Source organism: Polaribacter sp. Z014, from assembly GCF_023555435.1.
Lineage (GTDB): Bacteria > Bacteroidota > Bacteroidia > Flavobacteriales > Flavobacteriaceae > Polaribacter.
In genome coordinates, this window is record NZ_JALCZP010000001.1 from 432,251 (window position 1) to 458,445 (window position 26,195).

The window sequence follows — 26,195 nt, forward strand, 5'->3', positions numbered from 1 at the left end:
CTATTGGAATTTTGAAATTCCCGCTTGCGCGGGAATGACAACTATTTTTTATGCAAAATGAGTAGATATTTCTTTAGCTGCTGCTTCTAAAACAGTAATTGTTTCTGGAGTTAATTTACCAGATTTTAATGTATCTAAAGTATCTCTATGTTTTGAATTTAAGTAATCGATATAATCTCTTTCAAATTTCTTAACTTGGTTTACAGGAACATCTTTTAATAAGTTCTTAGAACCTGCATAGATAATTGCAACTTGATCTTCTACTGAGTAAGGATCATTTTGAGCTTGTTTTAAAATTTCAACATTACGTTGTCCTTTAGAAATTACACTCATTGTAGCAGCATCTAAATCAGAACCAAACTTTGCGAATGCTTCTAATTCACGGTATTGAGCTTGATCTAATTTTAAAGTACCAGATACTTTTTTCATAGATTTAATCTGTGCGTTACCACCAACACGAGATACAGAAATACCTACGTTAATTGCTGGACGAACACCAGAGTTAAATAAATCTCCGTCTAAGAAAATCTGTCCATCTGTAATCGAAATTACATTTGTTGGAATATATGCTGAAACGTCTCCTGCTTGAGTTTCAATAATTGGTAATGCAGTTAAAGAACCTCCACCTTTTACAATTCCTTTTAAAGAATCTGGTAAATCGTTCATTTCACTAGCAATTTTATCATCATTGATTAATTTTGCAGCACGTTCTAATAATCTTGAGTGTAAGTAAAATACATCTCCAGGATACGCCTCACGTCCCGGTGGTCTTCTTAATAATAAAGAAATCTCACGGTATGCAACTGCTTGTTTAGATAAATCATCAAAAACAATTAAAGCTGGTCTACCAGTATCTCTAAAAAATTCTCCAATTGCAGCTCCAGCAAATGGTGCATATACTTGCATTGCTGCAGGATCTGATGCATTTGCAGCAACAATTGTAGTATAAGCCATTGCGCCTTTTTCTTCTAACATGTTTGCAATTGCTGCAACAGTAGAAGCTTTTTGACCAATAGCAACATATATACAAAATACTGGTTCACCAGCATCGAAAAATTCTTTTTGATTTAAAATAGTATCAATAGCAACTGTAGATTTACCAGTTTGTCTATCTCCAATGATTAACTCACGTTGTCCACGTCCAACAGGAATCATTGCATCAATAGATTTAATACCAGTTTGTAATGGTTCTGTTACTGGCTCTCTATAAATAACTCCAGGAGCTCTACGCTCTAAAGGCATTTCGTAAGTTTTACCTGTAATTGGTCCTTTACCGTCAATAGGGTTACCTAAAGTATCTACAACACGTCCTATAACGCCTTCACCTGCTCTTAAAGAAGCAATACGTTCTGTACGTTTAACTATAGAACCTTCTCTAATAGAAGTGGAAGCACCTAATAATACAACACCTACATTATCTTCTTCTAAGTTTAATACGATAGCTTCCAATCCGTTTTCGAATTCTACTAATTCACCATATTGAACATTAGAAAGACCGTAAACACGAGCAATTCCATCTCCTACTTGTAAAACAGTTCCTACTTCATTTAAAGTCGCTTTGGCTTCAAAATTTGTTAACTGTTGCTTTAAAATTGCTGATACTTCAGCTGGTTTAATACTTGCCATCTTTTATGATTTGATGTATAATTAAATTTTTGGAATGTAATGACTATTGTCAAATTCCTTTTTCAATTCGTTTAAATAATTAGAGATACTTGCGTCATATTGCACATCTCCAACACGTAAAATAAATCCTCCTAAAATATCAGGATTTACTTCGTTTACTAAATTTGCTTTTTCTCCTGTTAATGCCACTATTTTAGCTAAAAAAGCATCTTCTACTTCTTTCGTTAAAGGAATAGCAGTTGTAACTTTAGCTTCTTGCAAATGCTTGTCATAATCATATATGATTGCATATTGTTGTGCAATAGACAATAGCATTGCTATTCTTTTATTATCTTTTAATAAATGAAATAGGCCAAGAGTAATATTGTTTACTTTACCTGTAAATAAAGCGTTTAAAACTTTTGTTTTATCAGAAGATTTAACAATAGGGCTATTTAACATCACTTCAAAAGTTTCGTTTTCAGAAATTGTAGTAGCTATAAATAACATGTCTTTATTTACTACAGTTTCTTCTTTTGAATCTTTAGCAAGGTTTAAGATTGCTTTTGCATAACGTAATGCTGCTCTTGTGTCCTTCATGCTTTGCTTAGTTTAAAGTAACATCTTTTAAGATTCCTTCAACTAATTCTAGTTGATCTTTCTTATTAGATAATTCTTTTTTAATTACTGATTCTGCAATACCGATAGATAATTCTGCAACACTCTTTTTTAATTCTGCTAATGCTGCTTGCTTTTCATGATTGATAGCTGCTTGCGCATTTTCTATTAATTTAGAGGTTACTTCTTTTGCATCTTCTTTAGCTTCAGCTATCATATTATCTCTAATATCTCTAGCATCTTTCATCATTGTTTCTCTTTCTTCTCTAGCTTCTTTGATCAACTTCTCATTATCCGCTTGTAAATTTTGCATTTCTTTACGAGCATTTTCTGCAGCTGCTAAAGCGTTTTCAATTCCAGATTCTCTTTCTTCTAAAGAAGTTAATATTGGTTTCCATGCAAATTTTACCATTAAAGCGATTAACGCTAATAGTAAGATTAACGAAACTACAAATAACCCTGGTGAAAAATCGTTTAATAAAGTTTCCATTCTATCTATAAACTAATTAATATTTTTATTACTTTTTGTTTAATTTAAAAGAGCTCTTTTCGGTTTCTTTTAAAATTGTTATTCCCATTAAAATGGGAATTTAAAAATAGGTTCTGTAACCAACCGTTACAGAACGCTATCTTTTTGTGTTAGTTTGGATTATTTTCCTAAGAATAATGCACCAAATGCTAAACCTTCTAATAATGCAGCGATAATAATCATTGCTGTTTGAATTTTTCCAGTTGCTTCTGGTTGTCTAGCAATACCTTCCATTGCTTTTCCACCAATTTGACCTAAACCAATTCCTGCTCCGATTACGATTAATCCTGCTCCAATTAAATTGTACATAATAAATGTATTTTTATTAAATTAAACAAATGTGTATTAATGATGCTCAGGCTCTGCTACTGCCATACCAATAAATAATGCTGAAAGCATTGTAAAGATATACGCTTGTAAAAAAGCTACTAAAACTTCAATTAATGTTATAAAAAATGATAATGCTAAAGACAATCCTGTTGCTCCAACCACACCTAGTGATTCTTTTAGAGTAAACATAATTGCTATTAAGCTCATTACCACAATATGACCTGCTGAAATGTTTGCGAACAAACGTACTGATAATGCAAAAGGTTTAATTAAAAACGCACCTGCTAATTCTATAATTGCTAAAATTGGTCTAATTAAATATGGTACACCTGGCATCCATATCATGTGCATCCAATATCCTTTGTTACCACTTACAGTATAAATTACAAATGTAAAGATAGCTAAACAAAGTGTAATTGTTATTTGCCCTGTTACGTTAAATCCTAATGGAGTTAACCCTACTAAATTTAAAACCCAAATAAAGAAAAATACTGTTAATAAATAACCTGTAAATCTTCTATAATGTTTTTCACCAATATTTGGTCTTGCAATTTCATCTCTAACATATAAAACTAAAGGTTCTAATACTCTTGAAAAACCTGTAGGAATTTTTTTCGTTTTGTATTGTCTTGCCAATCTAGAAAACCAGAACAACAACAATAAACCAACTAAGAAAACACCTAAAACAGTTTTTGTTATAGAAAAATCTAAAGATTTATGTGCATTTGTTGCATGGTGATGCTCATCAAAAGCAACATGAGAAGCTCCTTTTTCGATTTCGTAAATTTTAGAATGAATCTTTGCAAATTTCAATCCGTTTTTTTCTACGACAACATGACCATCATCATTATGATGAAATTCTGAAGACATAAATGTTACCAAACCTTCACTTGACCATAAAATTATTGGCAAAGGAAACCCAATGTGTTTCCTTTCTCCGTGATCATTGGTGTATGAAAACAAAGTAAAGTCATGAGCATCCTTTATGTGGTGTAACACATAAGCATCTATTTTTTCTTTTGTATCTATACGTCCACCATCACTTTGGTTGTCGTGTTCATTGTTAGATTCTGAGGCTAATCCCACTACAGTAAAGAGTGAAATTGTGGCTATTAAAAGAAACTTTATTGATTTTTGTGCAATCTTCATTGTAAAAATACGCTTTCTAAATTCGCGGCAAAGATATAGAATTATTCAAAACTACAAACCTTTTTTTTGGCTATTTCTATATTATTGGTTTTTCTTCAATATTTTGGCAACAAAAAGAGCTTCTGTTAGTAAAAATATAATCATTGGTATAAATAGGGATAATCTGGCATAAAAAGACAATCCTGCTTCCGTAAATATTGATTTATAAAAGATTGCACTAAATAAAGTGAGTTTTAATAGTATGGTACCAAGATAAATAAAACCTAGCTGCTCAAAAACTTTGTCAACTGTTGAAAAGATTAAAAAGTTACTACAAATTAACAGCGAAAATACCAAGTGAAAAATGTATATCTTCTTTAAAGAATAGGGTAAGATAATATGATGGTTTTCTATAAAATAACTGTGTAGAGAAAAGCTTAATAAGAAAAGAGTAAAGAATACAATAGAAAAAACGAGTAGTGTTTTAATCATTAATTTTGTTGGCTTGTTTAATTAAGGAATACATCGCTAAAAAAATGGCTAATAAAGTTACTGTCTCTGTTAAGAAATTGGCTGCAAATTTTTTGTCTAACCATTCTCCTAATAAAAAGCCCAAATAAATAGTTAATCCCATTTGCAAACCTGCGCCAGAGAGTTGCATTGCTTTATTAAGCGGTTTTTTCTGATTGGTTTTTTTTGTCATTAGTAGCGTTTAATTCTTTTATAGCTCCTTTCATGGTACATGTGGCATTAAATGAGGCACCTGGCTCTACAGAAAGTTTGCCAATTACTACTTCTCCAGAAATGGTTGCAGTCGCTTTTATAGTTAAGATACTTGATACTAAAAGTTGTCCTGTAAATTTACCTTCTATATCTGAGTTTGTACATTGTACTTTTCCTTTTACAAAACCTTCGGCACCAATAATAACTCTTCCGTTGGTTGTTAAAGTTCCTTCTAAGGTTCCATCAATTCTAAAATCACCATCAGATTTAATATCACCTACAATTCTAGTGTTTTTTGCCACAACATTTCTTTCCATAACTTTATTTTTTTGTGGAGTTTTATTTTTATTACTAAACATTTTATTTATTTAATTGTTTAATTATCTCTTTGGCTTTCTTTCCTTCTTCTGTATTTCCATAGCTTACAGCTACAAACTCTAACGCCATTAGGTATTCATCTTTAATTCTATATTTACCGATGGCATACGCTTTTAAAAGTGAGAATTTAGGAACTAATTTTGAGTTTGGAATCAATAAAAGGTATTTGTCTATTTTTTCGGTTACTTCAAAATATTTGGCTTTTTTATAAAGATAATAGAATTCTTTGTATTTTTTTTCTATTTCGTTCACAGAAACGTTCTCTTCAAAAGGTTTGTTAGGGTTTCTAATAACTTGTGCAAACTTAGTTGTTGGGTAGTCTGTTAGAATTATATTTTTATGTTCGTTTGCTTTTGCATTATCTCCTAAAGCTTTGTAAGAAAGGTATAGATGCCAATTAATTGGAAGAATTAATTCTTTTTCGGGGTTTAAAGTAGTTGCTCTTTCTAAACGTTCAATAGCTAGCTTAGGGTCTTTAAATTGTTCTTTGTAAATAACGCCTAGTTCATATAAAGCGTTATTTCTTTCAATATTTAAAGTGTCTATTTTTCCTTTTTCGGAAGGAATTGTTTCTAAATAGCTTGCTAAGTTGTAACGTAAATTTTTTGTATTTACTACCAAAGAATCTTGTTTTGTTATGTTGGTTGCTGTTTTAGCAGACCATCTCCAATTGTCTTCTAATGCTCTATTTCCCCAAATTTTTTGAAATTCTGTTTTACCAAAATTTAAAGATTGTGAATTGTAAAAATACCATTTTCCTTCATTCTTAGATTTTAAAAGATCACCACCAAAAGTGTCTCCAAAAGCTTGCTGATTTAACTTTAACTGTGCAGCTTCTTCATCTTGCTTTTTTAAATTGTCTATATATTTTTGAAAAAAGGCTTCTTGTTCTGGTTTGGTAAGTGCAACAATTTTTAAAATACTATCGTTTTTGGTTACAGTTTCCTCAAAATTAATTAAAGCAGCTAGGTTTCTATGTTTTCTTTTAATCCTTCTAAACCTTAGGTTTAAAGTATCTGTAGCAATGTTAATAATACTATCATAGTAAGAACTTGCAATTACGTATTTAGAATTATTAAAGTTGATGTTTCCTAGTTTTTCGTAAGTAAAAGTTTTTTGTTTTACATTATCAGATGCTGTTCTAAGAGATTTATTATAGTAATCTACAGCTAAATTTATACTATCGTTTTGCTCATGTAAATTACCAACTTGGTAGTACAGTTCATTTAAATAGGGTCTGTTGTCTCTATCCTTAATTAATTTGTACATTTTTTCTAAAATAGCTGCAGAAGTAGAATCTGTTGTAGAATTTTTAGCCAACTCAATATGAGCATGCATTTTATATTTATAAGGAGCTTTTTTAAAGTTGATGATTTTATTAAACGCCAATTGTGCAGAATCTTTCTTGTTTTCTGAACTATAAATTTGTCCTAAAACAAATAAGTTTCTTGCTCCCTGGTTTCTATTTTTTAATGTTTCTGTAGATTTAATTAAATACTTTTTTGCATTTTCAATACTATCAGATTTTATGTAGGCCATTGCTAAAGCTGTGTAACCTTGTTCTGCCGTTTCTACTGGTAAATCTAACTCTAAGGTATCTCTAACTTGCAAAAGTAATTTCATAGATTCTATGGCAAACTCCTCATTATCATTTCTAATATTAGCTTTAGCTCTCCATATTTTTGTTTCTGCAATTAAATTTGCATTAGGATACGTGGCAATTACATAATTAAATGCTTCTATTGCTGGTACAAAACGTTGCTCATAATAACGAGCCTTTCCTAATAAAAGATAGGCATCATCAATTTGTCTGTTGCGTTCTAAATCTTTTATGTTCATTCCGTGTTTTTGGATTGCTTTTACAGCTTTTTCTTCTGCAATACCAAATGGAGTACTCGCTTTTTCCTCTTCTTTTTTCTCATCATCATCAAAACCAGCTCCCAAACTAGATTTTATGGTAGGTATAATGATTTTGTCTTCTTCAAATTTTATGGGTTCTATAGGCAATTGCGTAAACCAATCGTCTTTATAGTTGTCATCTATGGCTTTAACACCTTGTTTCAATGCTTCGTTACCATTAAACAATACATTGTATTTAGTGTTTAAAGTATGCCAATTTCTACTAATAAAGGTGTTTTTTCTTGTGCTACAAGAGTATAAAACCGAAAATACGGCAATTACTAAAACTATTTTTTTGGTGTAATTCACACGGATATATCTTGATTAAACAACTAATTTAAATACTAAGAAACTTTCATTTAAAACTAAATTCCATCGAAAATAGTATAAATAAGTGCGTAAAAATAGTAATAAATTAAGAAAAGAAGGCTTATACAGAAAAATAGCTTTCTAATTCTTGCAAAGTTTCTGTAGAAGTTTCTATATCTTTTACCACATTTCCTTTGTCTAAAACCACAATTCGTTCGCAAACTTCTGTTACATGCGTTAAATCGTGACTAGAAATTAACACTGTAATATCTCTATTTTCTGTTAAGGTTTTAATGATAGCTTTTAATCTAATTTGGGTTGTTGGATCTAAATTAGCAAAAGGTTCGTCTAGAATTACAACTTTCGGATTTCCCATTAGTGCAGCTACAATTCCGGCTTTTTTCTGATTTCCTTTACTTAAATCTCTCAAGTATTTTTTCTTTCCGATTATTTCATCATTAAAAAAGTCATCAAATTGAGTTAAAAAAGAGGTTACGTCTGCTTTGTTCATTCCGCGTAAATCTCCTATAAAATAGAAATATTCTTCAGCTGTTAAATAACCGATTAAAAAAGATTCGTCTATAAAAGAGCCTGTAAAGTTTTTCCAATCTTCACTTTGGTTTACAACAATTTTATGGTTTGTAATATTCCCTGTTGTTGGGCGAATTAAATCTAACAAAATATTAAATAAGGTAGTTTTTCCTGCACCATTATTGCCAACCAAACCAAAACTTTGTCCGGTAGGAATTTCTACTGAAGCTACATTTAAAACTTCTGTTTTCCCGTATTTTTTAGTAATTGTATCTATTGTAATCATGTTGTCTTTTTTAAAGTTAAATTAAGCTTCTTTGCCAAAAGCATTAATCATAATATATTTGTCTTTAATGTATTTTTTTTCAATAAAATTCATGGCATAATTTTTTAAAACCAATCCTAAAACTCCTACTAATGCAATGGCAATAATACCTGCGTTAAAGTTAATGAGTGAACTAAATGCCCAAAACAATAACATTGGTATGCCCATTATTGGTATAACTACTAAAAATTGAGTGGCGCTTGTGCCTTGTGTGTTTCCAAAACCTCCTTTTGTTAAATCGATTCTTTTTCTATTAAAAGAGCCTGCATAAAGTAAAAACAAAGAATTAAAACCAATATTAAAAATAGCACCTGCGGAAATCATTAAAAAAACATCTATTCCATAATACAAGTACGGAAAACTTAAAACATATAAAATTGTGGTCATAGCAACCATTAAAACCCATTTAGATTCTAAAAATTTACGGTATCTAAAACTTTGACTCATTAACATTTTATAATGTGCGCTGTCCCAGGCGGGAATAAATTGGCCATAATTTAATGTAAAACCTCCCGTAATAAAAAGTGATGCAAAAATTAACATTGCCGGCATTTTTGTATACGCGTCATTGGTGAAAAATATTAAACCGTAAAACAAGAATAAGAAGGACATTAAAAAAACCGTTTTGGTTCTTTTGTTTCTCCAAATTAAACGAATATCATTTTTTATAAACGGAGCAACATCTCCTAATCTATCAGCAAAAGATAAATCTGCAGATTTTGCTTCTTCCACTTTGGTAGCAACTGCTTCATCTAAATATACTTGTTTGCGCAATTGTTTGTAATTCAATTGATATAAAAATGCCAAAATTATTAGACCTACCAAAGCGTAAATAGGGTTTTGATAAATAGAGTCGAAAATTGCGCCTCCAGCTTCAACTACATGATAAATCCCAAATTTTTGCAAACCAATTAAACTCACTAAAACAGCTCCTATAATTACTAGTGCTTTGTTGTTTTTGTTTATTAAAAAATTTAAAAAATTAGAAGATTGAATAATTAAAATCATGGTTGCTAACCAACCTAAAACACCTTCAATATTGTAGCCTTCTTTTATTAAGACGATAGAAAACGGAATGTAAAAGAACAGACTTAAAATATTAAAAACAGAAAATACAGATTTTCCTAAAACGTAATGTACCAACTTACTTTTTGGAATGGGTAAAATAAGCAGCGGTTTAATATTCATGATAGGTAATTTCTGCATTAAATATCGAATAATTAAATCTGCTAGAATTGCAAAAAGTAAATAAGAATTCACCAATTGTAAAGGATCTGATGCTGGAAATTCTTTCTTTAGAATAAAATAGCCCCCAATTCCTATGGCTAAAAAAGCAACTAAAAAGTACAAGACAAAAAAGCCCATTATTATTTTTAATGCAATTCCTTTTTGCCAATGCGAAGATCGGAAATATTGTCTCCATTCTAATTTTAAAAAATGTGAAATCATAAGTTTGGGTTGTTAAGTTGATTGATGATAAGTAGTTTGGAAATGGATTTTGTTACAGATTATTTACCATTTTATATTCTGGATAGGTTTCTTGTAGCAATTCTTCTGCCTTTTGAGGCATCATAAATCCAGTGACATAAAATAAGAGAATTACACAGGTTAATGAAAATGAGATTAATAATAACCAATGGTTTTCTAAAGTGTGAAATGGCATCTTAATAATATTAAGAAAATTAAATAAGTTGATAAATGCCAAACCAGAAAAGCCTTGTCTGGTATCTCCAATCATAGATTCTAAAAGAAATATTTTTTCTTTTTGCTGTTCTTTATTTTTATGTTTTCTCTTAGCTTTTTGCTGTTTTATTAAATCGATTGTGACTAAAATTAAAAGTACTGCCAATAAAATATATTCCGAAAAAGGAATTTTTAAAAGGAAGAATAATGATAAAAAGATACTAAGTGTTATTACCAATTTAGGAAGTGTAAACCATTCTTTAAAGAAACGCCAAAGTATTTTTACATAACGTTTGTTCATTACTTTCTGTCTGCTTTCTATAATACCCATAAAACCAAAAACGCCAAATTTTTTGAAAGAGGCATCTCTAGCTTCTACAAATGTTAACAGTGGTTGAGCTACCCAAATTTCTTCAATATCATTTGCTAAATGATCTACCAATTCGGTTTGTACATCATAATAATAAACATAATGTTTTTTAGTGAATTTGTAGAGTTCGTCTATGTTGGTATTTGTTAGTTTCATAGCTTCATTTCACTTTTCATTTTTTCTATTTTATGTATTGCCTTTTTATACAATTTAAAACCTGAATAAGTTGCAATAAAATAAAGCGGAATTAGTATTAATAATATCCATTTTTGATTAGTTTCTGAAGTGTATTTTAAAAATTGAATTGGTGTTCCTATCATTAAAAAAGCAAATAAAAAATAAGTAGTTCCATAATCTAAGTTAACAGACCTACCATATTTTTTTCCTATTTGTTTTATTGATTGAAATAAGAAGGTAAGAAGAGGTAAAAAAATAAGAGCAAAACTTATATTTTTAAATATTTTAAAACTAAAATACTCAGCAATTAGATAATAGATAAGAACACTAAAAGTTGAAATTACTATATTCTTGGTAGATTTAAAAAACGATACAATTCCTTTACCATATTCCCTCCTATATTTAGCATTCGTGTTTTTCCAACCTATTGTATTTATATTTTTTAAGGTTCCTTTCGAACCTATTCTTTTTAAAGATGTAGCTAATTCCTTTTTAAAGTCAATGCTTATAGCGTTTTTTTCTATATCAGAAACAATATGGTCTATCATTTCTATTCTAATGTCCCAATATTTTATGCCTTCGTTTTCTAAGTGATGGTCTATGTATTTTATTTGTTCTTTTGTTAATTCCATAGTTTATACAATTACATTTGGATATTGTTCTTTCACTATTTTTTTAGTCAGATGAAAAACAGATTCTCCAGACCAATAAAACAATAATAACAAAACAAATACTCCTAATTGAATATTGTTATGTATCGGGTTTAAAAAACTTTCTGCACCTCTAATATTAGTGATAGAATTAAAGGAAATGAAAATGAAGTTAAACATTTGCAAAAAGTTATTCGTTTTATTTAAAATTAAAAAACGGGCTTTTTGTTGTTTTTTAGTTTTCCAACTTTGATAGAAAATTCTTACAATAAGAATGAGAAGAAAAGAGTATAACCAAAAGAAAAAATCTTGTTTATCGTTAAATAAATTCATCATTAAAAATAACGCATAAAATAAAGTGCCAGAAATAAGAATCTTAGGAAATTTGAAAAATGAAACTAAATAGTCAAAAGACTGTTTATAAAAGATCTTATGAACCGATTTTGTTTTCTCTTTTAGCAGTTTATTAAAACCGTTATCAGAAAAACTGCTGTGAATATTTTCAATTTCTTTTTTAAAATCTAGATTTGGATTCTTATCTAGTTTATCTTCTAAAATATTAGCAAAATGATCTACTATTTCCGCTTTTACATCGTAGTATTTAATTCCGCAAGAAAAGATGTAATTGTCTATTTGTAAGAGTTGTTCTTTTGTTAATTCCATAATTATGAAATTTTATATTTTTTAATTGCTTCTTTGTGTTTTTTGTAGAAATGGAAATAACTAAAAGTAGAAAAAATAAAAGCTATTAAAAAAGCTAACTGTGAATCCATTAAGTTACCATTTTTATTAAAAAAATCTAAATCGAATAAAATAATAAAGCTAAAGATAAAATTCCAACTCTGAGTTTTTAAAATAAAACTATAAGTAGTTTTTGTTTTCTCTTTAAATTTTAAAATAAACAGCAAACCGAATACTATAAAAGTTAACACTGTTATTGTTTGTAAAAATAAGTTTAATTCATTTTTTATGTTTTCAGTAAAGTGTAGATCGATTATTGTTAAAATGAACAAGGGAATTATAAATGACAAAACACTAATGAAATAATATCTTTTAAAAGATCTCTTCGCTTTTTCTAATGCAATTTTAGGTAGAGAATATGCAACTCCAAAAATCCAACTAGACTCTTTTTTTAAATGAATGTTCCATTTATTAGCAACTTTATGAAACGTAGTTTTAAAGTCACTTTTTTCTATTTCAATTTTTGTTTCAATATCAGAAACAATATGGTCAAAAACTTCTGTTCTTATATCAATATAAGTAATGTCTTTTTTATCTAGATAATTTTCTACTAATTGTAGTTGTTCGTGTGTTAATTCCATAGCTAAAATTTTTATTCCAAACTTAATTTAGGATTTACCAATTGTTGCATCGTTCTTAAAAACTCTTGCATTTCATCCAACTTGTTGGCAGTTTCTTTAGTGCCACTTTCGGTAAGTTTGTAATATTTTCGTAGTCGGTTTCCTACTTTTGCAACTTCTACATCTAGTAAACCATCGGCTTCTAATTTGTGCAATGCAGGATATAAAGCACCTTCGGTAATTTTTAATTCGCCTTTTGTAAGCTCTTTTACTTTCTGCGTAATTTCATACCCATACATTTTATCATTCGTTTCTAACAACTTTAAAATGATGGTTTGTAAAGAGCCTTTATATAATTTCTGATTTCCCATTTTTTGATGTGTAATCGTGTAACTGTTTATTTGTGTAACTGTCATTGCGAGGTACGAAGCAATCTTATAGTTTAAAGCGACAGATTGCTTCGTAAACTCGCAATGACATTTTATTGCTCACCAAATATACATAATTTTCTTATGCATTAGATTCTTATGTATCATTTTTTGTCCCAAAAAAATCCTGAAAAGTTAATTTCAGGATTTATATCATTAAAATTGAGCGTTATTCAAGTGTGTTTTCATAAGAATAGAACACAAGAGTAAGAGTCCCTTGCCGAGCCTGTATTGAGCGCAGTCGAAATGGGAAGGTTAGGATGGGCTTTTTTTATTTCGTCACTTTTAAAACATCAGCAATAATCCGTTCTAGCTCTGCTTTTGGTAAAGCGCCATTTGCCATTTGAGGTTCTCCTTCTGCAGGGCAAAATAACATAGAAGGAATACTTCTAATTCCAAATGCTGCGGACAACTCTTGTTCTGCTTCGGTGTCAATTTTGTAAATATCTATTTTGCCTTCATATTCTTGAGATAAAAGCTCTAAAACAGGTGCTATCGCTTTACAGGGTCCACACCAATCTGCATAAAAATCTATTAATGCAGGTTTGTTTCCTTTAAATTTCCATTCTTGGCTTTCTTCAAAATTAAAAACCTTTTCTAAAAAGGTTTCTTTAGTTAAGTTTTCTGTCATAATATTTTAATTTACTTCCGATAAAGTCGGTAATGTGTTATATGTTTTTACACAAAAGTAGTCGTTTTAATACATCATAAATTACAAAACGGTGATAATATGAAATCTAAAATGTTAAAAATGGTTAAATAACTATTAATATGTTAAATAACTCTTAATTTTGATTTGTTACTAAACCTAAGAACTTATGAAAAATAAATTAATCATCCCTATTTTATTTGCAAGCGCAATTTTTGTTTCTTGTAAAGAAGAAATTAAACAAAGAAATATAGACGTGAAGTACCCCGAAACAACAAAAAAACCAGTTATAGATTCGTTATTTGGAACCGCTGTAGTAGATAATTACAGATGGTTAGAAGATGACAGAAGTAAAGAAACCGAAGCTTGGGTAAAAGCAGAAAATGAAGTTACTTTTAATTATTTAAATAAGATTCCATACAGAGACCAATTAAAAGAGCGTTTGTCTGAATTATGGAATTACGAAAAAGTAGGCACGCCTTTTATAGAAGGAGATTATACCTATTTTTCTAAAAATAATGGATTACAAAATCAGAGTGTTATTTATAGAACTAAAGGAGATTCTGAGCCTGATGTTTTTTTAGACCCAAATACTTTTTCTGAAGATGGAACCACTTCTTTAGGTTCTTTAAGTTTTTCTAAAGACGGAAAAACAGTTGCTTATGCAATTTCTGAAGGAGGTTCTGATTGGAGAAAGGTTATTATAATGGATGCTGAGTCTAAAACGATTAAAGAAGATACGTTGGTAGATGTAAAATTCTCTGGAATCTCTTGGTACAAAAACGAAGGTTTTTACTATTCTAGTTACGATAAACCTGAGGGAAGTGAGTTATCTGCAAAAACAGATCAACACAAATTATATTACCATAAACTAGGAACTTCTCAAAAAGAAGATGCCGTTATTTTTGGTGAAAAAGCATCAGAAAAACATCGTTATGTTGGTGGTAATGTGTCTGAGGATGATCAATATCTTTTTATCTCTGCAAGTGTCTCAACATCGGGTAACAAGTTGTTTTTAAAAGACCTTTCTAAATCAAATAGTCCTTTGGTAACTGTTTTAGATCACACAGATAGTGATACCTATCCGATAGACAATGTTGGCAGTAAAATGTATTTAGTAACAAACTTAAATGCTCCGAATAAAAAGGTAGTAACTGTAGATGTTGCAAACCCAATTCCAGAAAACTGGAAAGATTTTATTCCTGAAACAGAAAATGTATTGAGTTTAAATTCTGGAGCAGGCTATTTCTTTGCTACGTATATGGTAGATGCGGTTTCTAAAGTGTTACAATACGATTATGATGGAAAATTAATTAGAGAAGTTAAATTACCAGGAGTTGGAACTGCCGGTGGTTTTGGAGGAAAAACAAAAGCGAAAGATTTATATTTTTCTTTTACCAATTATAGCACTCCAGGTTCATCTTATAAATTCAATCCTAAAGACGGAACATACGATGTTTATTGGAAGCCTTCTATAGCTTTTAATGCGGATGCCTATACTAGTAAACAAGTTTTTTATATATCTAAAGATGGAACAAAAGTACCGATGATAATTACACATAAAAAAGGTGTGGAATTAAACGGAAAGAACCCTACAATTTTATACGGTTATGGCGGTTTCAATATCAGTTTAACGCCTTCTTTTAGTATTGCAAACGCAGTTTGGATGGAACAAGGTGGTGTATATGCAGTGCCTAATTTAAGAGGTGGAGGAGAATATGGTAAGAAATGGCACGATGCAGGAACACAAATGAAGAAACAAAATGTGTTTGATGATTTTATTGCAGCTGCAGAATATTTAATTGCAGAAAAGTATACTTCATCAGATTATTTAGCAATTAGAGGAGGATCTAACGGAGGTTTATTAGTAGGTGCAACCATGACACAAAGACCTCAATTAATGAAAGTTGCTTTGCCTGCAGTTGGTGTTTTAGATATGTTGCGTTATCATACTTTTACTGCTGGCGCAGGATGGGCGTATGATTATGGAACTGCAGAAGACAGCAAAGAAATGTTTAATTATTTAAAAGGATACTCACCAGTACACAATGTAAAAGAAGGTGTGCAATATCCTGCAACCTTAATAACTACAGGAGATCATGACGATAGAGTGGTGCCTGCACACAGTTTTAAATTCGCAGCAGAATTACAAGCAAAACAAACAGGAAATAATCCTACGTTAATAAGGATAGAAACCAATGCAGGCCATGGTGCAGGAACGCCTGTAGCAAAAACCATCGAGCAATATGCAGATATTTTTGGTTTTACATTATTTAATATGGGGTTTCAGCAATTACCAAATCCGCCAAAGACAAAAATAAAATTGTAATTTAAAATTTAAAACGAAATGTCAGTTCGAGTGATTCCTTTTTTCTAGGAATTGTATCGAGAACAGTTTTAAAATTAAAAAAAGCACAGAAGTAAATATTGATGGAAGCCGCTACATGGTTAAATAGAAAATAGAACCTATGCAATCTATGTGCCTATGTGGTTAAAAATATTTTATTTTCCATAAAACTGTAACATTTATTAAAGTAGGTATACTAATTAATCAAACTCAATCAATTCAAAAATCAAATAATAATGAAGACAATTAAAAAAGTGTTTTTTGTGTCAGCTATTGCCTCTTTAGGTTTGGTAGCTTGCAAGCAAGACAAACCAGTAGAAAAAGCTCCTGGTATTGCCTTAGAAAATATGGATAAAACTGTAAAACCTACAGATGACTTTTTTAGACATGTAAATGGTACTTGGTTAGACAAAACAGAAATTCCAGACGATCAAACTTCTTGGGGAGGATTTAATCAGCTTCGTAAAAAAACAGATGCAGATGTTTTAACTATTTTAAATAAAGCAATTGAAGAAAGTAATTTTCCTAAAGTAAAAGATGCTAAAGGAAACGAAATAGATTCAGATCAAGAAAAAGCGGTAAACTATTACCAAACAATAATGGATACTGTTGCTAGAAATGCACAAGGTAAAGCACCAGTTATGCCTTATTTAGCAAAAGTAGATGAAATTAAAACTAAAAAAGACGTAGAAACGTATTTAACAAATATGGCACCTTACGGTGGCGGTGGTTTATACGGTTTTGGCGTTTATAACGATTTAAAAAACAGTAGCCAATACGCGGGTTATATGGGTGGAGGTTCTTTAGGTTTATCTAGAGATTATTACGTAGATGCTAAAGTAAAAGACAAGTTAGAAAAGTATCAAATATTTGTAGCTAAAATGCTACAAGAGTTTGGGGATGATGCAACTACAGCTAAAAAGAATGCTGCTACCATTGTTGCTTTAGAAACTAGTTTAGCTAAACCAATGATGTCTAAAGAAGAAAGTAGAGACATTCGTAAAATATACAACCCAATGTCTGTTGCAGCATTGCAAAAATTAGCACCAGCAATAGATTGGAAAGCACATTTAGAAGGAATAGGAGTTAAAGATTTAGATACAATTATTGTAACAGATCCAGGTTATTTTAAAGCTTTAAACAATATTTTTACAAAAACACCTGTAGCAGATATTAAACTATTATTACGTTGGAATACGATAAACAATTCTTTAGGTTCTTTATCTACAGATTTAGAAACTGCAAATTGGGAGTTCTATTCTAAAGAAATGCGTGGTAGTAAAAAACAACGCCCAAGAGATGAACGTGCTTTAGGTAGCTTAAATGGTGCAATTGGTGAGGCTTTAGGTAAGTTGTATGTAGCAAAAATGTTTCCACCAGAAGCAAAAGTAAAAGCCAAAGAAATGATTGACAATGTAATGCTTGGTTTCGAAGCAAGAATTGCACAATTACCTTGGATGAGTAAAGTTACTAAAGAAAAAGCATTAGAAAAACTACACAAACTAACGGTTAAAATTGCCTATCCAGATGTTTGGAAAGATTATACAGAATTAGAAGTTAAAGGACTAAAAGAAGGAGGTTCTTATTTCGAAAATGCTATTAATGTTACCAAATGGAACTATAATAAAGAAATGGCAAAATTAGGTAGCGAAGTAGATAGAACAGAGTGGGGAATGTCTCCGCAAACTGTAAACGCTTACTTTAATCCTGTAAATAATGAAATCGTTTTTCCAGCTGCAATTTTACAACCTCCTTTTTACGATTATAAAGCAGATGAAGCTGTAAATTATGGTGGAATTGGAGCCGTTATTGGACATGAAATTTCGCATAGTTTTGATGATTCTGGAGCGCGTTTTGATGGTGATGGAAACCTTAAAAACTGGTGGACAGAAGAAGATTCTGTAAAATTTAAAGAAATTGGTGGACAATTAATCAAACAATATTCAGACATTATTGCTATTGATAGCATGCACTTAAACGGAGAATATACTTTAGGAGAAAATATTGGAGATTTAGGTGGAGTACAAGCTGCTTACGAAGGTTTACAAATATTCTTAAAGAAAAACGGAAGACCAGCAGATATAGATGGTTACACGCCAGAACAACGTTTCTTCCTTTCTTGGGGAACCATCTGGAGAACAAAAATGCGTGATGAAGCATTAAAAAACTTAATCATGACAAACCCTCATTCTCCTGGAATGTATAGAGCATATATACCTCTTAAAAATGTAGATGCTTTCTATAAAGCGTTTGATGTTAAAGAAGGTGATGAAATGTATTTAAAACCAGAAGACAGAGTTAAAATTTGGTAGACACATAGTGTCTTTAAGTATTACAATCTGTATGCAAATATTTGCGTAAAGAAAATTTAAACCGATGCGAAAGTATCGGTTTTTTTATGACTTATTGCGTGATAGTTTATGTAGAATTAGAAACTTATATCAATAAGTTGGGCGTTACCACAAGGGTCGCGCTTTACACTATATCTTTTTGCAAAAAAGCAAAAAGGATGTCGTTTCAATCGCTAACGCGGGGTTTGTTAAACTCATTTAGTTTAAACTTGTCACTTGGTATAGAGAAGTCTCATAACAGTGATAACCCAATATTAAGCAGTATTATGCGATTTCTCTAAAAAGTCTCATAACAATAATAACTCAAAACCTAACTTACCTGCAAGAATTCAAAAACCTTGGAATTCTTTATTAATAAGCATATTTTTGTAATATGCTAAAAGTAGATAACATTTCATTTTCTTATCACAAAAAGAAATCAATTTTAAACGATTTTAAATTTACTTTAAAACAAGGGGAGCACTTGTGTGTAATGGGAGAAAGTGGTTGTGGTAAATCGACGCTTTTAAAAGCTATTTACGGATTAGTAGACTTAAATAAAGGAAAAATATTTTGGAAAAGAGAACAAATTTTTGGTCCAAGAAAACACCTTGTTCCCGGTTTCGAAAAATTTAAATATGTAGCACAAGATTTCGATTTAATGCCTTACATTTCTGTATCAGAAAATATTAAAAAATTCTTATCGCGGTTTTATCCTGAAGAAAGTGAATTAAGAACACAAGAATTATTGGAAGTAATTCAAATGAAAAATTTTGCCAACACCATGGTTAAAAACCTAAGTGGCGGACAAAAACAGCGTGTTGCCATTGCGAGAGCCTTGGCAAAAGAACCTGAGTTATTGTTGTTAGATGAACCATTCGGACAAATAGATAACTTCAAGAAAAACTCTTTACGTAGAAATTTATTCAGTTATTTAAAAGCAAAAAACATTGCTTGTATTATTGCTACACACGATAAAAATGATGCACTTTCTTTTGCCGATAAACTCATTATTATCAAAGACAATAAAATTTTAGCAAACAATTCCCCGAAAGAGATTTACAGCAATCCAAAAGAAAAATATATTGCAGCTTTGTTTGACGATGTAAATGAAATTTCTATCAACAATAAAAATGTTCTATTATATCCTCATCAAATAAGAGTAGTAGAAAACTCAGAAGCAAAAGCAACTGTATTAAATTCTTATTTTAAAGGTTCTTATTGGTTAATTGAGGCTAATTTTAATGGGCGAAATGTATTTTTTAATCATGTTTCTATTTTGGATAGCGGTGTCGAAATTGACTTAGATTTCTTGTAGAGTTTCCTGTTTTGTAAATCTAAAAAATTATAGGCTATTAATATTAGTTTTAATGCTTTCATAATGTAGGCACTCATTAAAAACGAGAGCTAACTTTTTTAAAATCAATCAGATAAAATTTGTTAATTGTTGCGTGATCTCTGTTGTAAGATTTCTCAATGCTTCTAGGGAACACAATTGTTGATTTTATTCCACTTCAAACTCACCTTTCTTATCCTCAATTTTAACAATATATTTTCCTTTGGGTAAATAATAAACCTCGTTTTTAGCTTTCTTTAAATCAGTTTCTTTATTTACTTTTTGATACGCTTTTTTTCCTTTTTCAGAGAAAGAAACATCGTAAATAGCTTCGTTAAAACCTCTATCTGCCTCTACAGAGAATGAGTTAACTTTTACTTGTACTGAACTTGATTCAGTATCTCCGGAAAAAATATCTACTTGAATTTTTTTACTAGAATTTACATAAAATGGAATGTTTATTTCCGGCGTATTGGCATCTAACCATTTGCTCCAAGAATTCCCCCAATAATCACTTTTTCTAATAGAATTAATTGTAAAAATCTCTAAGTTGTCATGTTTTCTAATTCCTTTTGTAAACTCTTGAATCGGAGCAATATTTGCTTTGTATAAACTTCTACCATGAGTACCAATAATTAAATGTTTTGCAGTTGGCTGAATCACCAAATCATGAATGGCAACATTTGGTAAATTCTTGCTAAAAGCTTCCCAAGAAGTTCCAAAATCAAAAGAAACATACAAACCATTATCTGTACCTAAATACAATACATTTTGGTTTTCAGAATCTTCTTTAATCACGTTTACAGAAGAAGTAGGAATTGAGTTTCCAATGTTTTTCCAGGTTTGACCATAATCATCAGACATATAAACATAAGGCGTAAAATCATCAAAACGGTATCCGTTTAAAGTTACATAAACACGCTCCTTTTTAAATTTTGATGCGACAACTCTTGAAACCCATAAATTCTGTGGCAAATTGTTAGAAATACGTGTCCAATTTCCTCCTCCATTTTTAGTAACATTTACAAAACCATCATCAGAGCCGGTATAAATTAATCCAAATTGAAACGGACTTTCAGAAATGGATGTTAAGGTTCCGTATGCAACATTTCCCTTTTTCCCTCCATTCGTTAAATCGCCAGAAATGGTTTCCCAATCATCGCCTTTATTTAAAGAACGGTGCAATTTATTACCACCCAAGTATAAAATATCTTGGTTATGTTTTGATAAATGAATTGGCGTTTGCCAATTAAATCGATACGGATTTTCGCCTAAAGTATGTTTTGGTTGAATGTACTTTTGATTTCCTGTTTCTCTATCAATTCTATAATAATTTCCAAATTGGTAGCCAGTGTACACAATATTTGGGTTTCTGTCATCTACTTGAACTTGCATTCCGTCTCCTCCCATGATCGATTCGTACGGATTTTGACCTGATTGGTACCAATACTTGTCAATTTTAGAGTTGTGAGGTGCAACCCAAACTCCGTTGTCTTGCATGCCTCCATAAACATTGTAATTTTTTTGATTGTCGGCATACACGGAATAAAATTGCCCAACCGCAGGGTCATTTAACTTAATCCAATTTTCTCCATCATCATAAGAAATATTTAAACCACCATCATTTCCATCAATTAAATGCCCTTTCTTTTTGGGGTTTACCCACAAGGCTTGGTGGTCTGCATGTACGTTTTCTTTACTGATAGAAGTAAACGTTTTTCCGCCGTCTTTCGATTTTAAAATAGGAACTCCTAAAACATAAATTCCATTCTCATCTTGGTAGTCAACTCTAATTTCTCCAAAATAATACCCGTAAGAATAATACAAGTCATCTAAAGTTCCGTTATGCGTCTTTTTCCATGATTTCCCTCCGTTTGTTGTTTTAAAAACTTCGGCTCCAATAACTGGTGTGTCAAACAACATCGAGTTTGCATCTTCTAAATATTTAGCTAAATCAATAGGTTTTACATTTCCAGAACGTACCATTTGCTTTACATTTTCTGCCCTGTATTTTTCTTGAAATCCGTTAGTTTTTAAATAGGTATTTAGTTTTTTATCTGATAAGTGTAAGAAATTATCTACAGACATTGTTTTAAAATCACCTTTTGTTAATGCATTCGAAGATGCTGTTTTCTTTTCCTCTTTTCTTCTAAATTGATTATCATGAAAAGCATACACCGTATTTTTATTAAAAACAGCTAAACCAATTCTACCAACACCATTTCCTGTTGGGAAACCACTTTTGTCTGAAATTCGAAACCAAGAACTTCCTGCATCCGTACTTTTATAAATGGCAGAATTATTTCCATTTCCATTAAAATTCCATGCTTTACGTTCTCTTTCCCAAGAAGCAGCATACATAATATTAAAGTTTTCTGGAGCAACTGCAACGTCTATAATTCCTGTATTTTTATCAATAAATAATGTTTTAGACCACGTTTTTCCTCCATCTGTAGTTTTAAAAATCCCTCTTTCCTCGTTTGAAGAATATAAATGACCAATTGCACCTACAATAACTTCATTCGGGTTCTTAGGGTTGATAACAATTCTACTAATGTGATGAGAATCTGGCAAACCAACATTTTGCCAAGATTCTCCTTTATCTGTAGATTTTAGCATACCAATTCCTGCATAACTAGATCGTGAAGAGTTTTTTTCTCCTGTGCCTACCCAAATAGTTCCGGTTTTCCAATCAACTGCAATATCACCAATATTTTGAGTAAGCGAATTGTCTAAAAGAGGTGTAAAAGTAGTTCCGTTGTTGTTTGTATACCAAAGCCCTCCAGAAGCATAACCCACATAAAATTCTGTTGTATTCTTTGGGTTTACGGCCATATCTACTACACGACCGCTCATCACCGTTGGACCAATATTAGTAAATTCAATATTTTTAACCAAAGAAGAATTCATCATTTGAGACTTCTTTTGTAATGATTGTTGAATAATCTCTCCACCTGTTGAGGTTTGAGCAACTAGAGTTACTGAAAAAAAGAATACTAAAGAGGAGAAAATAGATTTCATAATAAGTTAGTTTGGTTTAAAGTGTTGAAATTACTGTTTGTATTTTCAATAGCAAAAAATTTAACATAAAAAGGAATTTTAAGAAAAATTAGACTTCAAATTTAAACAACGTATCTTTGCAGGCTGAAACAACTACATAAAGTTGATTTCAAAAAAGTATTTTTATGACATTTAAAGATTTAGGTTTATCCGCTGCATTAGTAAAAGCAGTTGAAGAAAAAGGATATACCAAACCATCACCAATACAAGAAAAAGCAATTCCACATATTTTAGAAGGTAAAGACATTTTAGCTTCTGCACAAACAGGAACTGGGAAAACAGCTGGTTTTACATTGCCAGTATTACAACATTTAGCTGAAACAAAGCACCCAAAATATAGGCCTTTAAGAGCACTAGTGTTAACGCCAACAAGAGAATTGGCTGCGCAAGTTTATGACAATGTAAGAGAGTATAGTAAATATGTAAACATAAAATCTGCCGTAGTTTTTGGTGGAGTTAATGCAAAACCACAGATTGCAACGTTAAGAAGTGGTGTAGATATTTTAGTAGCAACACCTGGTAGATTATTAGATTTACACAGTCAGAAAGCAGTTTCTTTTAACAGAATTGATGTTTTAATTCTTGATGAAGCAGACAGAATGTTAGACATGGGTTTTGCTAGAGATTTAAATAAACTGATTAGTTTTATGCCAGCAAAGCGTCAGAATTTGATGTTTTCTGCAACTTTTTCTGCTGATATTAAAAAATTAGCTTCTGGTATTTTAAATAATCCTGTTTCTGTAGAAGCAGAACCACAGAATTCTACAGCTAAAAAAGTAACTCATAATGTTTATAAAGTTGATAAAGGCCAAAAAACAGAGTTTACGATTAAGTTGATAAAAGACGGAAACTGGAATCAGGTTTTAATCTTTACAAGAACAAAACATGGTGCTAATAAATTAACAGAGAAATTGATAAAAGCAGGAATATCTGCAGCAGCAATTCACGGAAATAAAAGTCAGGGTGCAAGAACAAAAGCATTAAGAACTTTTAAAGACAATACCATTAAAGCATTGGTTGCAACAGATATTGCAGCACGTGGTTTAGATATTCCTTTATTACCACACGTTATTAACTTTGAGTTACCAAATGTACCAGAAGATTATGTACATAGAATTGGTAGAACAGGTAGAGCAGGAGCAGCGGGAGAAGCAATTTCTTTAGTTTGTAGTGAAGAGACTGAGTACCAAAACGAAATTGAAAAATTACTAAAAGAGAAGTTAAACACTTCTATTGTAGAAGGTTTTGAGCCTACAGATACGGCAGCTCCTAAAAGAGCAGCTTCGCAAAGTAAAGGTTCTTTTAATAAGAAAAATAAAGGTGGAAATTCTGGATCTTCTCAAGGAGATAAACCAAAAAGAAAACCTCATTTTAAAGGAAATAAACCCGCAGGTTCTACTTCTGGTAGAGGAAGAACGGGAGCACCGAAGAAGAAGCGTTTTTAGACACTAATTTCACGGATTTACACAAATTTTATTATCCTACAAGGTTGTTAACCTTGTAGGATTTTTACTTTCAAAGAACTATTCATACAACTCAATAACCACTAAGTCTGTTATTTGTTAATGCTTCGAAATGACAACTGTTGTTGTTTTTTTGCGTTCAGTTTTTGGTACACACAGTTTTGTCATTTCGAAATGAGCTTTTTAGCGATTGAGAAATCACATAAAGTTTAGTTGGTGTTGTGTGATCACTGTTATGGGATTTCTCAATACTTCGAAATGACAAGTATTGTGGCTCAGTTTTGTCTGATCACCGTTATGTTATTTCTCCTATTGTCGAAATGACAACTGTTGTTGTTTTTTTGCGTTCAGTTTTTGTTACACACAGTTTTGTCATTTCGAAATGAGCTTTTTAGAGATTGAGAAATCACATAAAGTATGGTTGGTGTTGTGTGATCACTGTTATGTGATTTCTACTATAGTCGAAATGATAACTGTTGTGGTTTTTTTTGCGTTAGGGATTGCAATGACATCCTTTTTGCTTTTTCGGCAAAAAGATACAACCTTTCGTCTTCGCTCAAGATAAATTACAAGCCCGCTCGAACGCCCAAAAAAGATAATACTGATTCGCTTTTATAGTATTAAATATCCCTTTTGAAAAGAGAGTTTATAAAATTATTCGTTGTAAATATTTTGCCGACGAAATATTGTTACCTTTGTATTTCAACATAAATTTTTCAGTATGAAATACGATAAAATAGACTCAAAATTATTTATAAAAAATCGTAAAAATTTTGCTTCAGCAATGAAAGCAAATAGTATCGCGGTTTTTAATTCTAATGATATTTATCCGATTAGTGCAGACAGCACAATGCCTTTTGAGCAGCATAGAGATATTTTTTATCTAACTGGTGCAGATCAAGAAGAGACTGTGTTGCTTTTGTTTCCAGATTGCCCAAATGAAAATTATAGAGAGGTTTTATTTGTTAGAGAAACGAATGACCATATTGCGGTTTGGGAAGGAGAAAAACTAACCAAAGAGGCTGCTTTTGAAACAAGCGGAATTAAAACGGTTTTGTGGTTGCAAGATTTAGAAAAGGTGCTGTTTGAGATGTCTACCTACGCAGATATTTTTTATATAAATACCAATGAACATTATAGAGCTAATGTAGAAACAGAAACACGTGAAGACCGTTTTACAAAATGGTTGTTGGCAAAATATCCTGCACATGCAGTTGCTAAAAGTAACCCTATTTTACAGCGCTTACGTTCTGTAAAAGATCAGATTGAGTTAGATTTAATTCAGCATGCTTGTAATATTACAGAAAAAGGATTCCGTAGGATTTTGCCTTTTATAAAACCTGGTGTTTGGGAATATGAAATTGAAGCAGAATTGTTGCACGAGTTTGTAAGAAATAGATCTAAAGGTTTTGCATACACGCCAATTATTGCAAGCGGAAATAATGCCAATGTTTTGCATTATATAGAAAATAATAAAGAGTGTAAAGCGGGCGATTTAATTTTGTTTGATATTGCTGCCGAATTTTCTAATTATAAAAGTGATTTGTCTAGAACAGTGCCTGTTTCTGGTAAGTTTACAGACCGACAAAAAGCAGTTTACAATGCCGTAAATCATGTTAAGAAAGAAGCTACAAAATTATTAGTTCCTGGCACTTTGTGGAAAGATTATCATGTAGAGGTTGGTGGAATTATGACGGCTGAATTGTTGAAATTAGGTTTGTTAGACAAGGCAGATGTACAAAATGAAGATAAAAATTGGCCTGCATATAAACAATATTTTATGCACGGAACGAGTCATCACATGGGATTAGATACACATGATTATGGTTTGTTACATGAACCAATGCAAGCAAATATGGTGTTTACCGTAGAGCCAGGAATTTACATTCCGAAGGAAGGTTTTGGAATCCGTTTAGAAGATGATGTGGTTGTGCAGGAAAAAGGTGCACCTTTTAATTTAATGGGTAATATTCCTATTGAGGCAGAAGAAATTGAAGATTTAATGCAAGGTTAAATCTTATACTAA

General features: G+C 31.1%; 23 protein-coding genes. 5 read left to right on the plus strand and 18 right to left on the minus strand.

Annotation, left to right across the window (positions count from 1 at the left end; translation table 11 throughout):
- Positions 1-48 precede the first annotated feature (48 nt).
- From atpA to trxA, 17 genes are all read right to left on the minus strand, one after another.
- Positions 49-1,626, minus strand: a complete 1,578-nt coding sequence (gene atpA, locus MPF19_RS02015) for a F0F1 ATP synthase subunit alpha (RefSeq protein WP_203392740.1) — start codon at positions 1,624-1,626, stop codon at positions 49-51.
- A 21-nt stretch (positions 1,627-1,647) separates the two neighbouring features.
- Positions 1,648-2,205 (minus strand): ATP synthase F1 subunit delta, encoded by a 558-nt coding sequence (atpH, locus tag MPF19_RS02020; protein WP_203392739.1) that lies wholly within the window; start codon positions 2,203-2,205, stop codon positions 1,648-1,650.
- 7 nt (positions 2,206-2,212) lie between these two features.
- Entirely contained in the window at positions 2,213-2,713 is a 501-nt protein-coding gene (locus MPF19_RS02025; RefSeq protein ID WP_203392738.1) for a F0F1 ATP synthase subunit B, read from the minus strand.
- 159 nt (positions 2,714-2,872) lie between these two features.
- Positions 2,873-3,061 carry an ATP synthase F0 subunit C gene (gene atpE / locus MPF19_RS02030; protein ID WP_013993139.1) on the minus strand — a complete coding sequence of 63 codons (189 nt, stop codon included), beginning with the start codon at positions 3,059-3,061 and terminating at the stop codon, positions 2,873-2,875.
- Between the two features lie 36 nt (positions 3,062-3,097).
- A complete protein-coding gene (atpB, locus tag MPF19_RS02035) occupies positions 3,098-4,231 on the minus strand; it encodes a F0F1 ATP synthase subunit A (protein WP_249986553.1) in 1,134 nt (377 codons plus the stop codon).
- 81 nt (positions 4,232-4,312) lie between these two features.
- Complete coding sequence (locus MPF19_RS02040; protein ID WP_249986554.1) at positions 4,313-4,702, minus strand: DUF6168 family protein; 390 nt, start codon at positions 4,700-4,702, stop codon at positions 4,313-4,315.
- Positions 4,695-4,913 (minus strand): AtpZ/AtpI family protein, encoded by a 219-nt coding sequence (locus MPF19_RS02045; RefSeq protein WP_203392736.1) that lies wholly within the window; start codon positions 4,911-4,913, stop codon positions 4,695-4,697. The genes MPF19_RS02040 and MPF19_RS02045 overlap by 8 nt, the downstream gene beginning before the upstream one ends.
- On the minus strand, positions 4,879-5,250 hold the full coding sequence (locus MPF19_RS02050; protein ID WP_249986556.1) for a bactofilin family protein: 372 nt from the start codon (positions 5,248-5,250) through the stop codon (positions 4,879-4,881). The genes MPF19_RS02045 and MPF19_RS02050 overlap by 35 nt, the downstream gene beginning before the upstream one ends.
- A gap of 43 nt (positions 5,251-5,293) precedes the next feature.
- A complete protein-coding gene (gene porW, locus MPF19_RS02055) occupies positions 5,294-7,519 on the minus strand; it encodes a type IX secretion system periplasmic lipoprotein PorW/SprE (protein WP_249986557.1) in 2,226 nt (741 codons plus the stop codon).
- Between the two features lie 121 nt (positions 7,520-7,640).
- Entirely contained in the window at positions 7,641-8,336 is a 696-nt protein-coding gene (locus tag MPF19_RS02060) for an ABC transporter ATP-binding protein (RefSeq protein ID WP_249986558.1), read from the minus strand.
- Between the two features lie 21 nt (positions 8,337-8,357).
- Positions 8,358-9,824 carry a DUF5687 family protein gene (locus MPF19_RS02065; RefSeq protein WP_249986560.1) on the minus strand — a complete coding sequence of 489 codons (1,467 nt, stop codon included), beginning with the start codon at positions 9,822-9,824 and terminating at the stop codon, positions 8,358-8,360.
- A 52-nt stretch (positions 9,825-9,876) separates the two neighbouring features.
- A complete protein-coding gene (locus MPF19_RS02070) occupies positions 9,877-10,584 on the minus strand; it encodes a hypothetical protein (RefSeq protein ID WP_203392731.1) in 708 nt (235 codons plus the stop codon).
- Positions 10,581-11,237, minus strand: coding sequence for a hypothetical protein (locus tag MPF19_RS02075; protein WP_249986561.1), 657 nt, complete (start codon positions 11,235-11,237; stop codon positions 10,581-10,583). Before MPF19_RS02075 ends, MPF19_RS02070 begins: the two co-directional genes overlap by 4 nt.
- Positions 11,238-11,240: 3 nt before the next feature.
- The gene (locus tag MPF19_RS02080; protein WP_249986562.1) at positions 11,241-11,918 is read right to left on the minus strand and encodes a hypothetical protein; all 678 of its coding nucleotides are present in this window, start codon (positions 11,916-11,918) and stop codon (positions 11,241-11,243) included.
- A 2-nt stretch (positions 11,919-11,920) separates the two neighbouring features.
- Positions 11,921-12,577: a hypothetical protein gene (locus tag MPF19_RS02085; RefSeq protein WP_249986563.1), complete on the minus strand. Its 657-nt coding sequence runs from the start codon at positions 12,575-12,577 to the stop codon at positions 11,921-11,923.
- 11 nt (positions 12,578-12,588) lie between these two features.
- Positions 12,589-12,927: a PadR family transcriptional regulator gene (locus MPF19_RS02090; RefSeq protein WP_165731545.1), complete on the minus strand. Its 339-nt coding sequence runs from the start codon at positions 12,925-12,927 to the stop codon at positions 12,589-12,591.
- A gap of 328 nt (positions 12,928-13,255) precedes the next feature.
- Positions 13,256-13,615: a thioredoxin gene (gene trxA / locus MPF19_RS02095; protein WP_203392727.1), complete on the minus strand. Its 360-nt coding sequence runs from the start codon at positions 13,613-13,615 to the stop codon at positions 13,256-13,258.
- 187 nt (positions 13,616-13,802) lie between these two features.
- Between trxA and MPF19_RS02100 the strand changes: the two genes are divergently transcribed.
- The 3 genes from MPF19_RS02100 to MPF19_RS02110 all read left to right on the plus strand — a co-directional run bounded on the left by MPF19_RS02100 (position 13,803) and on the right by MPF19_RS02110 (position 19,628).
- A complete protein-coding gene (locus MPF19_RS02100) occupies positions 13,803-15,962 on the plus strand; it encodes a prolyl oligopeptidase family serine peptidase (protein WP_249986565.1) in 2,160 nt (719 codons plus the stop codon).
- A gap of 254 nt (positions 15,963-16,216) precedes the next feature.
- Complete coding sequence (locus MPF19_RS02105; RefSeq protein WP_203392725.1) at positions 16,217-18,292, plus strand: M13 family metallopeptidase; 2,076 nt, start codon at positions 16,217-16,219, stop codon at positions 18,290-18,292.
- 412 nt (positions 18,293-18,704) lie between these two features.
- Positions 18,705-19,628: an ABC transporter ATP-binding protein gene (locus MPF19_RS02110; RefSeq protein WP_249986567.1), complete on the plus strand. Its 924-nt coding sequence runs from the start codon at positions 18,705-18,707 to the stop codon at positions 19,626-19,628.
- A 186-nt stretch (positions 19,629-19,814) separates the two neighbouring features.
- Here MPF19_RS02110 and MPF19_RS02115 read toward each other — a convergent pair whose 3' ends face one another.
- Positions 19,815-22,667: a VPS10 domain-containing protein gene (locus MPF19_RS02115; protein WP_249986568.1), complete on the minus strand. Its 2,853-nt coding sequence runs from the start codon at positions 22,665-22,667 to the stop codon at positions 19,815-19,817.
- A 164-nt stretch (positions 22,668-22,831) separates the two neighbouring features.
- Here MPF19_RS02115 and MPF19_RS02120 point away from each other — a divergent pair, with 164 nt between their 5' ends.
- Both MPF19_RS02120 and MPF19_RS02125 read left to right on the plus strand, forming a co-directional pair.
- Positions 22,832-24,151, plus strand: a complete 1,320-nt coding sequence (locus MPF19_RS02120; RefSeq protein ID WP_203392722.1) for a DEAD/DEAH box helicase — start codon at positions 22,832-22,834, stop codon at positions 24,149-24,151.
- Between the two features lie 739 nt (positions 24,152-24,890).
- A complete protein-coding gene (locus tag MPF19_RS02125; protein WP_249986569.1) occupies positions 24,891-26,183 on the plus strand; it encodes an aminopeptidase P family protein in 1,293 nt (430 codons plus the stop codon).
- Positions 26,184-26,195: the final 12 nt, after the last annotated feature.